Source organism: Pseudomonas sp. LJDD11 (assembly GCF_024584215.1).
In the GTDB taxonomy this organism is placed as follows: domain Bacteria; phylum Pseudomonadota; class Gammaproteobacteria; order Pseudomonadales; family Pseudomonadaceae; genus Aquipseudomonas.
Genome location: NZ_JANJFL010000037.1, coordinates 29,884 through 45,105, shown reverse-complemented (window position 1 = coordinate 45,105; position 15,222 = coordinate 29,884). Strand labels below are relative to the sequence as shown.

At 60.1% G+C, this 15,222-nt stretch carries 12 protein-coding genes and 1 pseudogene; 10 read left to right on the top strand and 3 right to left on the bottom strand.

Translation table 11 applies throughout. From position 1 onward, the window contains the following. A partial coding sequence (locus NRB16_RS27120) for a helix-turn-helix domain-containing protein (RefSeq protein ID WP_257107371.1) occupies positions 1–462 on the bottom strand: 462 nt, incomplete at its 3' end. Positions 463–819: 357 nt separating this feature from the next. Here NRB16_RS27120 and xerD point away from each other — a divergent pair. The 6 genes and pseudogenes from xerD (at position 820) to NRB16_RS27085 (ending at position 8,263) form a co-directional block, all read left to right on the top strand. After that, the gene (gene xerD / locus NRB16_RS27110; RefSeq protein ID WP_045481337.1) at positions 820–1,716 is read left to right on the top strand and encodes a site-specific tyrosine recombinase XerD; all 897 of its coding nucleotides are present in this window, start codon (positions 820–822) and stop codon (positions 1,714–1,716) included. 123 nt (positions 1,717–1,839) lie between these two features. Beyond that, positions 1,840–2,580, top strand: a complete 741-nt coding sequence (gene dsbC / locus NRB16_RS27105; protein ID WP_045481334.1) for a bifunctional protein-disulfide isomerase/oxidoreductase DsbC — start codon at positions 1,840–1,842, stop codon at positions 2,578–2,580. 81 nt (positions 2,581–2,661) lie between these two features. After that, positions 2,662–3,966, top strand: coding sequence for a homoserine dehydrogenase (locus NRB16_RS27100; RefSeq protein ID WP_045481331.1), 1,305 nt, complete (start codon positions 2,662–2,664; stop codon positions 3,964–3,966). Between the two features lie 105 nt (positions 3,967–4,071). Beyond that, positions 4,072–5,481 (top strand): threonine synthase, encoded by a 1,410-nt coding sequence (gene thrC, locus NRB16_RS27095; protein WP_045481328.1) that lies wholly within the window; start codon positions 4,072–4,074, stop codon positions 5,479–5,481. Between the two features lie 173 nt (positions 5,482–5,654). Beyond that, positions 5,655–7,727 (top strand): annotated as a pseudogene (locus NRB16_RS27090) (transporter substrate-binding domain-containing protein); the annotation flags it as partial. Positions 7,728–7,966: 239 nt separating this feature from the next. Further along, positions 7,967–8,263 carry a DUF3509 domain-containing protein gene (locus tag NRB16_RS27085; RefSeq protein WP_253142780.1) on the top strand — a complete coding sequence of 99 codons (297 nt, stop codon included), beginning with the start codon at positions 7,967–7,969 and terminating at the stop codon, positions 8,261–8,263. 154 nt (positions 8,264–8,417) lie between these two features. Here the strand turns inward: NRB16_RS27085 and NRB16_RS27080 are convergent, their stop codons facing one another. Beyond that, a complete protein-coding gene (locus tag NRB16_RS27080; protein ID WP_373568517.1) occupies positions 8,418–9,254 on the bottom strand; it encodes a TIGR02285 family protein in 837 nt (278 codons plus the stop codon). Positions 9,255–9,472: 218 nt separating this feature from the next. Between NRB16_RS27080 and NRB16_RS27075 the strand changes: the two genes are divergently transcribed. The 4 genes from NRB16_RS27075 (at position 9,473) to NRB16_RS27060 (ending at position 13,645) form a co-directional block, all read left to right on the top strand. Beyond that, the gene (locus NRB16_RS27075; protein ID WP_045481325.1) at positions 9,473–10,015 is read left to right on the top strand and encodes a YaeQ family protein; all 543 of its coding nucleotides are present in this window, start codon (positions 9,473–9,475) and stop codon (positions 10,013–10,015) included. 37 nt (positions 10,016–10,052) lie between these two features. Next, complete coding sequence (recJ, locus tag NRB16_RS27070; RefSeq protein ID WP_257107370.1) at positions 10,053–11,762, top strand: single-stranded-DNA-specific exonuclease RecJ; 1,710 nt, start codon at positions 10,053–10,055, stop codon at positions 11,760–11,762. A 289-nt stretch (positions 11,763–12,051) separates the two neighbouring features. Then, a complete protein-coding gene (locus NRB16_RS27065; RefSeq protein ID WP_045481318.1) occupies positions 12,052–13,158 on the top strand; it encodes an NADH:flavin oxidoreductase/NADH oxidase in 1,107 nt (368 codons plus the stop codon). 142 nt (positions 13,159–13,300) lie between these two features. After that, positions 13,301–13,645: a MerR family transcriptional regulator gene (locus NRB16_RS27060; RefSeq protein WP_045481314.1), complete on the top strand. Its 345-nt coding sequence runs from the start codon at positions 13,301–13,303 to the stop codon at positions 13,643–13,645. Between the two features lie 32 nt (positions 13,646–13,677). Here the strand turns inward: NRB16_RS27060 and NRB16_RS27055 are convergent, their stop codons facing one another. Further along, positions 13,678–14,742 carry a beta-ketoacyl synthase N-terminal-like domain-containing protein gene (locus NRB16_RS27055; protein ID WP_045481310.1) on the bottom strand — a complete coding sequence of 355 codons (1,065 nt, stop codon included), beginning with the start codon at positions 14,740–14,742 and terminating at the stop codon, positions 13,678–13,680. Between the last annotated feature and the right edge of the window lie 480 nt (positions 14,743–15,222).

The window sequence follows — 15,222 nt, the reverse complement described above, 5'->3', positions numbered from 1 at the left end:
CACGGTGATGTTCTTCACCGTGCCAGGCACCTCGCGGCTGTTGCGGTAGCGCAGCCAGCCCAGCTTGGGCAAGAACAGGCGGCTGTTGGTCTGGTCGAGCTTGATCTGTTTCGGGTCGGGGTAGCGGAAACTGTCGCGCTGCCCCTTCTTCTTGAGTCGGGGAAAGTCGGCTCGTCTGGCGAAGAAGTTGGTGTAGGCCCGTTCCAGATCCTTGAGGCTCTGTTGCAACGGGTGAACAGGCGCATCGGCCAGCCATGCGGTTTGCGGGCTATTGCGCCATTCGGTCAGCAACTTGCACAGGCCCGCATAGCCGAGCTTCTTCTCGCCTTGCTCGTGGCGCTCCTTCTGCAACGCCAGCGCCTTGTTGAAGACGAAGCGACAGGAGCCGGCAAAGCGGCGCATTTGCCGCTCCTGCCGGCCGTCTGGCATGAGTTCGTACTTGAAGGCTTGAAGTCGTTGCATGCTGCTCTTGAGCCATGAGCAATGAAGACGCCATTAGGCGCGGACGGCACGGTGTTTTCAAGGTGCATGACCATGGGGTCTTTGTAACGAAATACCGCCGTATAAGGGCATCTGTGTCGCCGTATTACGTCGCATCATCCTGTGGCGGTGCATCCATCGAACAGCAGCAGACACCCCACGGCAACCAAGGACGGCTACGCCGTCCGCGCTATCCTTCCCCGCCCTGAACGGCGGGGCTTGTCGCGCCCCGATGGTCAGGCAGTCCCATGGCTGCGGGATCTTTTTGGTGCCTGGCGTTTATCTGCCGAAAGTCTTGTAGTAGGGTCTGTCATCCTCTTCTGTGTGCCTCGAACCGCAATGCCTGCCTTGGATCACCCTCTGATTGACCGCTTTCTCGATGCCCTGTGGCTGGAGAAAGGCCTCTCTGATAACACCCGCGAGTCCTATCGCAGTGATTTGACGCTGTTCAATGGCTGGTTGAGCGAGCGCAATGTGCAGTTGTCCGAGGCTGGCCGCGAGGTGATTCTCGATCATCTGGCCTGGCGCGTGGATAACGGCTACAAGCCGCGTTCCACGGCGCGCCTGCTTTCAGGATTGCGTGGTTTTTATCGCTATCTGTTGCGCGAAAAGCTGATCGCCGTCGACCCGACCCTGCAAGTCGAGATGCCGCAGTTGGGCAAGCCATTGCCCAAGTCGCTGTCCGAAGCCGACGTCGAAGCCTTGCTGGCCGCGCCGGACCTGGGCGAGCCGATTGGTGAGCGCGACCGGGCGATGCTCGAAGTGCTGTACGCCTGCGGGTTGCGAGTCAGTGAGCTGATCGGCCTGACTCTGGAGCAGGTCAATCTGCGTCAGGGCGTGCTGCGGGTCATGGGCAAGGGCAGTAAAGAGCGGCTGGTGCCGATGGGCGAAGAAGCCATTGTCTGGGTCGAGCGTTATTTGCGCGGTGCCCGTATCGAGTTGCTCAACGGGCGTCCCAGCGACGTGCTGTTTCCCAGCCTGCGCGGCGAGCAGATGACCCGCCAGACGTTCTGGCACCGGATCAAGCAACATGCGCTGGTGGCAGGCATCAACAAGTCATTGTCGCCGCACACCTTGCGGCATGCTTTTGCGACTCATTTGCTCAATCACGGTGCCGACCTGCGGGTGGTGCAGATGCTGCTGGGCCATAGTGACTTGTCCACCACCCAGATCTATACCCATATCGCCCGGGCACGCCTGCAGGAGCTGCATGCGACCCATCATCCGCGTGGATAATTTGCCCGACAGTCCGGGTCCGTCTTGCCGGGGTAATGTGGTAGGCTTTGGCGGTTCCGCGGAACGAGGCACGATCCGCAGTGTCGGATGCCCTCGATTCTGTCCGCCGTTATAGGAGTTTTCATGCGTTTGCCTTCCTTTTTTGCTGTCGCCGCCGCAGTACTGCTCAGTACTTTCAGCTTTTTCGCCCAGGCAGACGCTGGCGCTGAAAAGGCCATTCGCAAGACCCTGGACTCCCTCGAACTTGAACTGCCGGTCGAAAGCATTGCCAGCAGCCCTTTCAATGGCCTCTATGAAGTCAAGCTCAAGGGCGGACGTGTGCTGTATGCCAGTGGCGACGGCCAGTTCGTGGTCCAGGGTTACCTGTTCCAGATCCAGGACGGTAAACCGGTCAACCTGACCGAGAAGACCGAGCGCAAGGCCATCGCCCAGACCATCAACGGTATTCCGGCAGCCGACATGGTGGTCTATCCGGCTGTGGGTGAAGCCAAATCGCACATCACTGTCTTTACCGACACCACGTGCCCGTACTGCCACAAGCTTCATGAAGAAGTCGGCCAGTTGAACAAGCTGGGTGTCGAAGTTCGCTACGTGGCCTTCCCGCGTCAGGGGCTGGGTTCGCCGGGTGACCAGCAATTGCAGGCGGTCTGGTGCTCCAAGGACCGCAAGCTGGCCATGGACCAGATGGTCGAAGGCAAGAATATCAAGGCAGCCAAGTGCGATAATCCGGTCGGCAAACAGTTCCAGATCGGTCAGTCGATTGGTGTGAACGGTACCCCGGCCATCGTTCTGGCTGACGGCCAGGTGATTCCGGGTTACCAGCCGGCGGCCCAGGTGGCCAAGCTGGCGCTGGGCGCCAAATAATTCAAATTTTTTCAGCTGCAGTGCATGCAGTTGTTCTGTGCGGTTGCCCGAGGGGGCGACCGCTTTACGGGGAGTTCATCAGTGAAACCGGTCAAAGTAGGCATTTGTGGGCTGGGTACCGTCGGTGGCGGTACCTTTAACGTACTTCAGCGCAACGCCGAGGAGATCGCCCGCCGTGCCGGGCGTGGTATTGAGGTCGCGCAGATTGCGGTTCGTACACCCAACCCCAATTGCCAGCTTGCCGGTACCCCGACCACCAGCGACGTGTTCGAGGTGGTCAGCAACCCTGAGATCGACGTGGTTGTCGAACTGATCGGCGGCTACACCGTTGCCCGTGAACTGGTGCTCAAGGCCATCGACAATGGCAAGCACGTCGTCACCGCCAACAAGGCACTGATTGCTGTACACGGCAACGAGATCTTCGCCCGCGCCCGCGAGAAGGGTGTGATCGTGGCCTTTGAAGCTGCTGTCGCCGGTGGTATTCCGGTGATCAAGGCGATCCGTGAAGGCCTGTCGGCCAACCGCATCAACTGGGTGGCCGGTATCATCAACGGCACCGGTAACTTCATCCTCACCGAAATGCGTGAAAAAGGCCGTACCTTCCCGGACGTTCTGGCTGAAGCCCAGGCCCTCGGTTATGCCGAAGCCGACCCGACCTTCGACGTCGAAGGCATCGATGCGGCGCACAAGCTGACCATTCTGGCGTCCATCGCCTTTGGCATTCCGCTGCAGTTCGACAAGGCCTACACCGAAGGCATCACCAAACTGACCACCGCTGACGTCAACTACGCCGAAGCGCTGGGCTACCGGATCAAGCACCTGGGCGTGGCGCGTAGCACCGAGCAGGGCATTGAACTGCGCGTGCACCCGACCCTGATTCCGGCTGACCGTCTGCTGGCCAACGTCAATGGCGTGATGAATGCCGTAATGGTCAACGGCGACGCGTCGGGCTCTACCCTGTTCTACGGCGCCGGCGCCGGCATGGAGCCGACTGCATCGTCGGTGGTAGCCGACCTGGTGGACGTGGTGCGTGCCATGACTTCCGATCCGACCAATCGCGTGCCGCACCTGGCCTTCCAGCCTGACTCGTTGTCGACCCATCCGATCCTGCCGATCGAGGCCTGTGAAAGCGCCTACTACCTGCGGATCCAGGCCAAGGACCATCCGGGCGTACTGGCTCAGGTGGCGAGCATCCTGTCCGAGCGCGGTATCAATATCGAATCGATCATGCAAAAAGAGGTCGAGGAACAGGATGGCCTGGTGCCGATGATCCTGCTGACCCACGAAGTCGTGGAGCAGCGTATCAACGATGCCATCGAAGCCCTGGAAGCCTTGCAGGATGTCGTCGGCCCTGTGGTCCGCATCCGCGTCGAACACCTTAACTAAGAGCAGCTTCAAGCCGTAAGCTGCAAGCTGCAAGATGAAGCCGGTCACGTTTCGGCTTGCAGCTTGAGGCTTGGAGCTTGCAGCTCAAACCAAAGGTTTGCACCCATGCGTTATATCAGTACTCGCGGCAAAGCCCCGGCGTTGAATTTCGAAGACGTATTGCTGGCCGGTCTGGCCAGTGATGGCGGTCTGTATGTCCCGGAAAACCTGCCACGCTTCACTCAGGAAGAAATTGCCTCCTGGGCCGGCCTGCCGTACCACGAACTGGCGTTCCGGGTGATGCGCCCGTTCGTCGAAGGCAGCATCGCCGATGCCGACTTCAAAAAAATTCTCGAAGAAACCTACGGTGTGTTCGCGCACAGCGCGGTGGCACCGCTGCGTCAGCTCGACAGCAACGAATGGGTGTTGGAGCTGTTCCATGGCCCGACCCTGGCGTTCAAGGATTTCGCCCTGCAGTTGCTCGGCCGCCTGCTCGATCACGTGCTGGTCAAGCGTGGTGAGCGCGTGGTGATTGTCGGTGCGACCAGCGGTGATACCGGTTCTGCGGCCATTGAAGGTTGCCGCCGTTGCGACAACGTCGACATCTTCATCCTGCACCCCAATAACCGGGTGTCGGACGTGCAGCGCCGGCAGATGACCACCATCCTGGGCGATAACATCCACAACATCGCTATCGACGGCAACTTCGACGACTGCCAGGAAATGGTCAAGGCCAGCTTCGCTGACCAGGACTTCCTCAAAGGTACGCGGCTGGTCGCGGTCAACTCGATCAACTGGGCGCGGATCATGGCCCAGATCGTCTACTACTTCCATGCAGCACTGCAATTGGGCGGCCCGGCGCGTTCGGTGTCGTTCTCGGTGCCAACCGGTAACTTCGGCGATATCTTCGCCGGCTACCTGGCGCGCAACATGGGTCTGCCGGTCAACCAGTTGATCGTCGCCACCAACCGCAACGATATCCTGCACCGCTTCATGAGCGGCAATCAGTACGTCAAGGATGCCTTGCATCCGACCCTGTCGCCGTCGATGGACATCATGGTCTCGTCGAACTTCGAGCGTCTGCTGTTCGACATGCACGGCCGCAATGGTGCCGCCATTGCCGAACTGATGGACACCTTCAAGCAAGGTGGCGGGTTCAGCGTCGAACAGGATCGCTGGACTGAAACCCGCAAGCTGTTCGACTCGCTGGCGGTCAGCGACGAGCAGACCTGTGAGACCATCGCTGAGGTCTTCGCCCGTACCGGTGAAGTCCTTGATCCGCACACTGCCATCGGTGTTCGTGCGGCCCGCGAGTGCCGTCGCAGCCTGGACATCCCAATGGTCGTGCTGGGTACAGCACACCCGGTGAAATTCCCTGAAGCGGTAGAGAAGGCCGGTGTCGGCAAGGCGCTTGAGTTGCCTGCCCACCTGTCTGACCTGTTCCAGCGTGAAGAGCGCTGCACAGTGTTGCCCAACGACCTGAAAGCGGTACAGGCGTTTGTCAGCCAGCACGGCAACCGTGGCAAGCCACTCTGACGGTATCGTTGTGTAACACTTGGGGCCCGCCATCTGGCGGGCCTTCTTGTTTGCGCATGCCAAACTCTGCCTTTCGAGTGATCCGGCAAGAGTGAGCGGCAGTGAAGCAGGTGAGCAGACAAGGACCGGTCGTTGTGACGGTCAGCGAAGCGCAGCGCCACAGGTGGCCAGCCATGTTACTGGTGCTGCTGGCGCTGCTGCTGTTCAGCACGGTAGCGGGTGCCGGGCAGAGTTTACCGTTCACCCTGGCCGCGCCGTTTGAACCCGTTCAGCCGCTGGTGCTCAACGCCAGTGACCGACAGTGGCTTGACCTGCGTAAGACGCTACGGGTCGGCATCGTCGTTGCTGATAACGAACCGATCGATATCACCACGGATGGCAACCGCTATCAGGGCGTCAGCGCAGACTACCTGAGCCTGCTCGGTGGCAAGCTGAATATGCCTGTTCAGCTCAAGGGTTTCAGCCAGCGTGACGATGCCATTGATGCCCTGCGTGATGGCAGCATCGACCTGCTCAGCAGCGCCAGCTCCTTTGAGCGTGGGCAGGCCGGGCTAGCCTTTTCACGTGCTTACATGCCTGACCGCGCGGTGGTGGTCGGGCACCGCAGCGCACTGCCGCCCGCCCGAGGGTTAGCCGGCAAAAAGATCGTAGTGCTGGACGATTATGCCGATCCGCAAGCACTCCAGAGGCTCTACCCGGACAGCCAGATCATTCTGGCTCCCGGCCTGTATAGCGCCATGGAGGCACTGAGGCAGCAAGAGGTGGATGTACTTATCGGCAATGACGTCGTGGTTCGTTCCTACCTGAGCATGCGTCCCTATCTGGCGTTGCAGGTGCATTTTGAAAGCGCGTTGGCACCCCATGGCTTTGCTTTTGCGTTGCGCGCTGATGAGCGACGTCTGAAGGGGCTTGTGGACCAGGCGCTGGCGAGCCTGGATGTACACCTTGAGCGTGAGGTGCAGGCGCGCTGGACTGCCGGGCTGAATGCGTACCTCGGTGAGCAGCGTATCGCCCTGAGCAGCCTTGAGCGCAGTTGGTTGGCCAGGCACCCGCGCATCACCGTGGCGACCACCGAACACCCGCCCTATATCTATCGTGACGAACAGGGCCGCTGGGTGGGGCTCAATGCTGATGTTCTGGCGCGGATCTCGCGGATGACCGGCTTGCAGTTCGTTCACCAGAGCATGCCGTCTACCCTGGCCAGCCTGGAAGCCCTGAATCGTGGCGAGGCCGAGTTGAACACCACTTTGGCGGAGAACCCGGAGCGTAAAGTGTTTCTCAACTTTACCTACTCATTTGGTGGGAACAATTGGGTATTTGTGGTCCGGCGCGGCGATGCTTCACCTGCCGGCCTCGCGCAGTTGGGTAACCGCATTCTGGCCTTGCCCGCCCGGCATGCGCTGGAAAGCGAGATTCGGCAAAACTACCCCAATATCCAGCTACGCCTGGTAGAGACCTACGCCCAGGCCCGGGAGCTGGTCGAGAAGGGCCAGGCCCATGCCACGATTCAGAACGAGGCCGGGGCGTATCTGTTCAGTTCCGAGAAGCTCAAGGTTGGCCGCAGCGTCGATGGCAAGTGGTCGCCGGATCGCTTCGCGGTGGTCAAATCGCATCCTGAGCTGTTGAGCATCCTCAATAAGGCTCTGGAGGCTTTTCCGGTGACCGAGATGCGGACGATCCGCATGAAATGGCTGAGTGCCGGCCTGCCGCAGCCGTCACTCTGGAGTCGCATTCCTCAATGGCTGGTCTGGAGCGTTGTCCTGACCCTGCTGCTGGGTCTGGTTTTGCTGGCCTGTAATAGCCGTTTGCGCATTCAGGCCGCTCAGCGTCGCCAGGTTGAGGCGCAACTCAATGACCAACTGGCGTTCAAGCAAGCGTTGTTCGATGCCATGCCCATGCCGGTCTATGTGCGTGACCTGCAGGGCCGCCTGGTATCGTGCAATCGCAGCTACGAGCAGTTTTTCGAGATCAGCGTCGAGCATATGCAGGGACGACGGCTGATTGATATCGAGCTGTTGCCGCGCCAGCTCGCTGAACGAATGCACGCCGACTACCTGCAGTTGCTTGAGAGTCGCCAGCCGGTGTTCGTCGAACGGACCTTCGAACTCAATGGCCGCCGCGTGGATGCCTGGCAATGGAGCGTGCCGTTCTACGCAGCAGACGGTCGCTTGCAGGGGCTGTTGGGTGGCTGGGTGGACATCAGCGACCGTAAACACCTGGAGCGTGAGCTTGAGCAACTGCGCCGGCAGTATGAGCAGCACACAGGTCACGCCCAGCAGCGACCGGGCCAGGCGTGCGCGTGTGACCCGGTGGCGGGGCGATGCTGATCAATGTTGATCGGCGGCCGCGGTTTTTTCCCTGTCACATTTCACAGGCATGCTCGATTGACGGGGGATGGAGTCCTGCTTGGCATTAGAACTTTCTGTACTGAACGCTGGTCATTGATAAGCATCTTTTGCATTCAAATAATCGAGGGGTGATCAAGATGGAAAATATCAGTTTGCTGCTAAGCGAAGCGCTGGCCCCTTATCAGGTCAGCATCGGCACGGCTGGCCTGCGGGGCGAGCGGCTGGTGACCCTCAAGGATGTCTGCGGCACCGTGGTAATCGAGCGCAGTTTCAGCGCCGACCAGTTGCGTGACAGACTGTTGCTGACTGACGTGGTCGATGGCCTGCATCGTGATTTGCTGGTGGCCGAGGGGCGTATCGAGCCGTGTGTGATTGCTGCCATGCGCAATGCCAATGCAAACCGTCCACTGGTCGGTGCACCGGTTTTTGCCTGATCGGCCGGCAGGAACCTTCTGCCCGGATCGGGTTCTGATCAGGTATGGCAGGAACGATCATTGTGCTCCGGTGATTGCTACCTGCCGTCTGGCCCTTTACAGGTCCAAGGTTTACCCCGACCAGTCATCCCCGCTGCTCGGGGTTTCTTTTTGACTATTTATCGATGAAGAACGTCTTGGCGTCTTGCAGGTATTCTTCACGCCGTTTCGGGTCCAGCCACTCTGCATACAGCTCGATCAGCTTTTCTTCGCGCAATACGCGCATTTCCCGGTTGATGATCGCCATGGCTTCGCGCCCTTGCTCGGTATCGGAGCAGCCAATGTGAGTGAACTGATACTTGGGAGCATCCTTGACCGGTAGAAACACCAGTTCGGTTTCGCGAATCCCTTGTTGCAGCGCCTGATAGCGAGCTTCCGGCCAATAACTGATCATCGCCTGGATCCGGCTCAGGCGCTGCATCTGCAGCATGCTGCCAATTGCATCGTTACCGTAATGCGACGAGAGCTCTTCTTCGGGCACTTGACTCAGGATCTGATCGATCACCGGACCGTAGCTGCGGCCTGCGACCACCCCGATTTTGGCGGTCTTGCTGGCCAGCAGGGCCTTCAGATCAATTTGCCGGTTGGCAATGAAGGGCGTGAAACGCGCCAGATCGTCCTTGCGCACGGTCAGGCCATTGGCAAATACGGCATAGGTGGGGATGGAATAGATGATTTTCTTCGCCCGCTCAGCGGTCCACAGCAAGGTGGGGTCGCAGGTGAAGCTGGGTTCGTTGAGCATCTGCAGGCCGCGCGCGCGGTTGACGCGCATTAACAGATGATCGTACTGGGGCATACGCGCGATCAGCAGCGGCATGAGCTTGTCGATAGCGCCCTGACCCTGATCAGGGCCGCTAAAAATGGTCACCGGAGGCATATCGCGCATCAGCCAGATCAGCGTGTCTTTGGCCTGGCTGGTTCCAGGCAGTGTGCCAAGACCCAACAGCAACAGGCAGACAGCCAGACGCAAGCGTGCAAAGGGTGCGGCGCCAAGACACATGCGTGAAACTCAACCTCCAGGAAAGTAATTCAAATTGCATCAACCATGCGGATTAAGCCAGTGGATTTTGCAGTTTTTGTCTGACAACTTTGAGTCCGCCCGGATGTGGTCGTTCACCGCCTGCGCATCGGGTAGACTTGTCGGCTTTCTCCTGCTCCGGAAGCCCGTCCATGGCCCAGCCGTCGACCACCTATAAATTCGAACTCAACCTCACCGACATCGATCGCAATATTTACCAGAGCGTCAAACAGACCATCGCCCGTCATCCGTCCGAGACCGAAGAGCGCATGGCCGTCCGCTTGCTGGCCTACGCCCTGTGGTACAACGAACAACTGGCCTTTGGTCGTGGCCTGTCTGAAGTAGACGAACCCGCGCTGTGGGAAAAAAGCCTGGATGACCGCGTCCTGCACTGGATCGAAGTCGGCCAGCCTGATCTGGAGCGCCTGACCTGGTGTTCACGGCGTACCGAGCGCACCAGCCTGTTGGCCTATGGCAGCTTGCGTGTCTGGGAAACAAAAGTAGTCGCTGGAGCGAAAAGCCTCAAGAACGTCAGCATCGCTGCGGTGCCGCAGGACGTTCTGGAAGTTCTGGCCAAAGACATGCCGCGGGTCATCAAGTGGGACGTCATGATCTCTGATGGCGAGGTGTTTGTGACCGACGACCGGGGCCAGCATGAAGTGAAATTGCAATGGCTGGCCGGCGAGCGCGGTTGATCACCCCGTATCACTTTGAAAAGAGACATCAGTACCCATGCGTATCGAACACCGTCCCATGCCCAGCCCCTTGCCGGTTCTTGGCGATCTGCCGCCGCTGCTGACCCGCCTGTATGCGTCGCGTGGCGTGGTCTCGGCCGAGGAACTGGACAAGAGCCTGGCGCGGCTGATTGCGTATCAACAGCTCAAGGGCATCGATGCGGCGGTGGACCTGCTGGTCGAGGCCTTGCAGCAACGTCAGCGCATCCTGATCGTTGGTGACTTCGATGCTGACGGTGCGACTGCCAGCACCGTGGGCGTGCTCGGGCTGCGCCTGATGGGCGCTGCGCATGTCGACTATCTGGTGCCCAACCGTTTCGAGTACGGCTATGGCCTGACCCCGGAAATTGTCGACGTGGCGCTGCAGCGCTCACCAGACTTGTTGATGACCGTCGATAACGGTATCTCCAGTGTCGACGGCGTGGCCGCTGCCAAGGCCGCCGGGCTCAGAGTGCTGGTCACCGACCACCACTTGCCTGGCCATCAATTGCCGGCCGCCGATGCGATCGTCAATCCCAACCAGCCAGGCTGCAGCTTTCCGAGCAAATCGCTGGCCGGCGTCGGGGTGATGTTCTACGTACTGATGGCCCTGCGCGCCCGCCTGCGTGAGATCGGCTGGTTCGATCAGCGCGCCCAGCCGAACCTCGGTGAGTTGCTCGATCTGGTGGCGCTGGGCAGTGTCGCTGACGTGGTGCCGCTGGATGCCAATAACCGCATTCTGGTCCACCAGGGCCTGATGCGGATTCGCGCCGGTCGCGCCCGTCCGGGCCTGCGTGCCATTCTTGAGGTCGCTCGGCGTGATCCTTCACGCATTACCTCTACCGACCTGGGGTTTATCCTGGGGCCGCGTCTGAATGCTGCCGGGCGGCTGGACGATATGAGCCTGGGGATCGAATGCCTGCTGTGTGATGACCCGGATCGGGCCCGGGAAATGGCGGTGCAGCTCGATGAGCTGAACCAGGACCGCAAGAGCATTGAGCAGGGCATGCAGCGCGAAGCCTTGGCGCAGCTCAAGGACTTGCCGCAAGAGTCCATGCCATTCGGGCTGTGTCTGTTCGAGCCGGACTGGCATCAAGGGGTGATCGGCATCCTCGCTTCACGGCTCAAGGAGCGTTACCACCGGCCCACCATCGCCTTTGCCAGCGCCGGTGACGGGGTGCTAAAAGGTTCGGCGCGTTCGGTGCCAGGTTTTCATATCCGCGACGCGCTCGATGCGGTAGCGGCCCGATATCCCGAGCTGATCAGCAAATTTGGCGGCCACGCCATGGCCGCAGGCCTGTCGCTGCCAGAGCAAAACTTCCCGGCATTCTGCGCCGCATTCGACCACGAAGTACGCCGCCAGCTGAACGAAGACGACCTCACTGGCCGGTTGTTATCCGACGGCACCCTGGCCGTCGAAGAGTTTCATCTGGAACTGGCCCGCGCCCTGCGTAACGCCGGCCCATGGGGACAACACTTCCCCGAGCCGCTGTTTCACGGCATCTTCCAGTTGGCCGAGCAACGGGTGGTCGGTGAACGGCACCTGAAAATGGTGCTCAAGACCGAATGCGGCAGTGTGCGCCTGGACGGCATCGCCTTCGGCGTAGATCGCGACATCTGGCCCAACCCGAACATCCGCTGGGTAGAACTGGCCTACCGTCTGGACCTCAACGAGTTTCGTGGTAATGAAACCGTCCAACTGCTGGTGACCCATATCGCCCCGCGTTGAAAAGAGTCGGTTGAGACAGGTTTCGCCCAGCAGGGCGAAACCTGACGAATAGACAACCGCAGCAAAGACTCTTACACCACGCGAATGGCTTTCGCGGCTCAAGCCGCTCCTACGACGTGCAAAGCGATGAACCCTGTGCCCATGGCAATTGTCGACTAGGCTCCTATATAGAAAAAGGAGAAGCCGCCACGCATCGTCGATAACGGCCTGGATTGGTCACGACCTGCGCGGCCGGCACTGCTCCTTCCTGCGAAGTGCTGCACGCCTGACTGTCACAAGAGAGGTCGCCATGAGTCTGCTGCTAGAACCCTATACCCTGCGCCAACTGCAACTGCCGAACCGCATCGCGGTGTCGCCGATGTGTCAGTACTCAAGTGTCGACGGGCTGGCCAACGACTGGCATCTGGTCCACCTCGGCAGTCGCGCAGTCGGCGGCGCCGGGTTGATCTTTACCGAGGCCACCGCCGTCACCGCTGATGGTCGTATCACCCCTCAGGACCTGGGTCTCTGGAACGACGAGCAAATTGCCCCGCTGCAGCGCATCACCCGTTTCATTACAGCCCAGGGCGCCGTTCCGGCCATCCAGCTGGCCCACGCCGGCCGCAAGGCCAGTACCTGGCGGCCCTGGTTGGGCAAGCATGGCAACGTACCGCTCGAAGAGGGCGGCTGGCAGCCATGGGGGCCATCGGCGGTTGCCTTTGACCCTGAACACGTCGCCCCGCAGCCCTTGAGCCCGGACCAGATCAACGAGGTCATTGATGCCTTTGTGGCCTCGACCCGACGGGCGCTGGCCGCAGGCTTCAAGGTTGTCGAAGTCCATGCAGCACATGGTTATCTGTTGCATCAGTTCCTGTCGCCGCTGAGCAACCGGCGCAATGACCGCTACGGTGGTTCGTTTGAAAATCGCATCCGGCTGGTCTGCCAGGTCACTGAAGCGGTGCGCGAAGTCTGGCCCGCCGAGTTGCCGCTGTTCGTGCGAGTGTCGGCCACCGATTGGGTAGAGGATGGCTGGAACCCTGATGAAACCGTCGAGCTGGCGCGGCGGTTGAAGACACTGGGGGCTGACCTGATCGATGTATCGTCCGGGGGGACTTCAGTGCATGCCGAAATACCGGTCGGGCCGGGTTACCAGACCCGCTTTGCCGAGCGCATCCGCAAGGAGGCAGACATTGCCACCGGCACTGTCGGCATGATTACCGAACCGGCCCAGGCCGAACACATTCTGCGCACCGGCCAGGCCGATATCATTCTGCTGGCCCGTGAACTGCTGCGCGACCCCTACTGGGCGCTGCATGCCGATGACGACCTGGGCAGCCGGCAGGCGGTATGGCCCGCTCAGTATCAACGGGCAACCCATCGCGACCAGCCCATCCACGAATCTGACCTGCGCGATTGACGGCCATCCGCACCGCAATACGCGCAAGGCTCTATTGCGGTGCTTTCATTGACCTTGAGCGGTTTCCGAGGCACTCCGGCATGTCACAATTGGCGCTTATGCTGGCGCGAGTGTGTCAAAAGGCCATGGAGTTCAGTTGCTCATGTTTATCGGCAAAGTCGCCCGCCTGGCGGGCACTACGGTCAAATGCATTCGCCATTACGAGGCGATTGGCCTGCTACCCGAGCCACTGCGCGAAGGAAAGTATCGGATTTATACCCATGAAACGGTTGAGCGCCTGAGTTTTATCAAAGGCGCTCAACAGTTGGGCTTCAAGCTCAAGGAAATGCAGGCCATCCTGCAGGGCCAGCAGGTCGGAGAACTGCCACGGCAATTGATGCTTGATGCCATTATTGCGAAAAAGCTCGAACTCACTAACCAGATGGCTCACTTGCAGCAGATGCTCGATGGCTTGCTGGCTTTCGAGCGCCGACTGACCAGCGCCTGAGTCTGATTGCACGACCATCCCGGCATGATCACTCAGCCACGACCAAGTACCAGAGAACTGCTGGTGCCGTTACGGCTGAACGAGTTGGACAGCACCGCATCGATGGTCTGTTGCTGTAGCGAATCAGGGAAGTTCATGGTGGTATGTGGCGACCTGGCTGCGCCGTCGTCTGGCGTCGGCAGCAGCACGCCCAATTGCAGCGACATCAATGACAGGACGGCTTCGATGGCGCCGCTACCGGCCAGGGCGTGTCCGACGGCGAACTTGTTGGCGGCGAATGTCGTGTCGGGCAGGGCGGTGCCGAATACCTGTTTGACAGCCTGGGCTTCGTGGTTGTCCATGCTCAGCGGCGAGGGGCTGTGGACATTGACATGCTGAACCTGGCGCGGCGCCAGCCCCGCGTCATGTAACGCGGCCTGCATGCACTGCACATAAAGTGCACCGGGCTCGGCAGTGTCTTGATACCGATCGGCGTAGCCCAGTACCCGGCCCAAGGCCCGCGCGCCACGGCGTTGCGCGTGGCTGGCCGATTCCAGCACGATCAGCGCTGCCCCTTCGCTGGGGATGAACGGGCTGGGTGCCTGGGCACTGGAGGCGAAGCTGCCCTCAGGCAGCAGTTCAATACCGCCGCACAGCGCCAGTTCCAGCTCGCCGTTGGCAACCGCGCGATACGCGTTACCGATGGCAACGGTGCCGGCGGCACAGGCGTCCGAATGGCTCGACACATACTCATGCACCCCCAGCCACTGAGCCAGGCAGCGGGTCTGCCGATACTGCCCCGGTTGGCACCCGAGAAACAATCCGCTGCGGGCGGCACTGAAGTCTTCGGCGCGCAAGGCTGCCTGGCCGAGTGCCTGTTCGGCAACATAGCGACTAAGCAGGGTGTGGCGCGACTGGTTGGCAGACTCATCGGTAATCGCCTCGTCGATCAGTTGCCACTGCTGCTCGTCGATAAAGCCTGCAGGGCCGCTGGGCTGGTCTGGATGTTCGCGCAGGCACGAGCCATGTTGGCCCAGCAGGGCAAATAAACCTCTGGCATCCATGACCGTCGGTGCGACCAGACCGTAGCCGGTTACCAGTACGTCGGCTTTTTCCATGGTGTTACTCCAGAGCTTTTCCATAAACAGAGGGCATCCGGGCATGATCACAGACCAGGCAGATGCTGCGTTCTGCAGGCGTTGGGCAGGGCCTGTTGAAGGCTCTGGCCCCGGCAGATACGGCGCGCAGTCTAAACTCTCCCGTAAAGGGGAGAGTCAATGATTCTGCCCGTGCAAGTGCGCAACTTTTATGGGGAGGTCGTAGGGCACAAATCGTAGGTCAGCGGTAGTTGAAATAAATCCGCCATGCGGCGACCGATCAACGATTTTATAAGGGGCTCAGCAGCGTCTGTATCGGGATCAATAGGGCGATTCGTATGAGTGGAGTTTATTCAAATGAATATCAACTTTTGTACCTGCTGATACGGCGGCCCCCTTAGTTGCCGATGAGTCGGGCATCAGTGGCCGATGAAATATCTGGAATTATTAGTAACAACCGTACATGGGTGACTTCGCCTTACTGTGTGGGTCAATTGAACA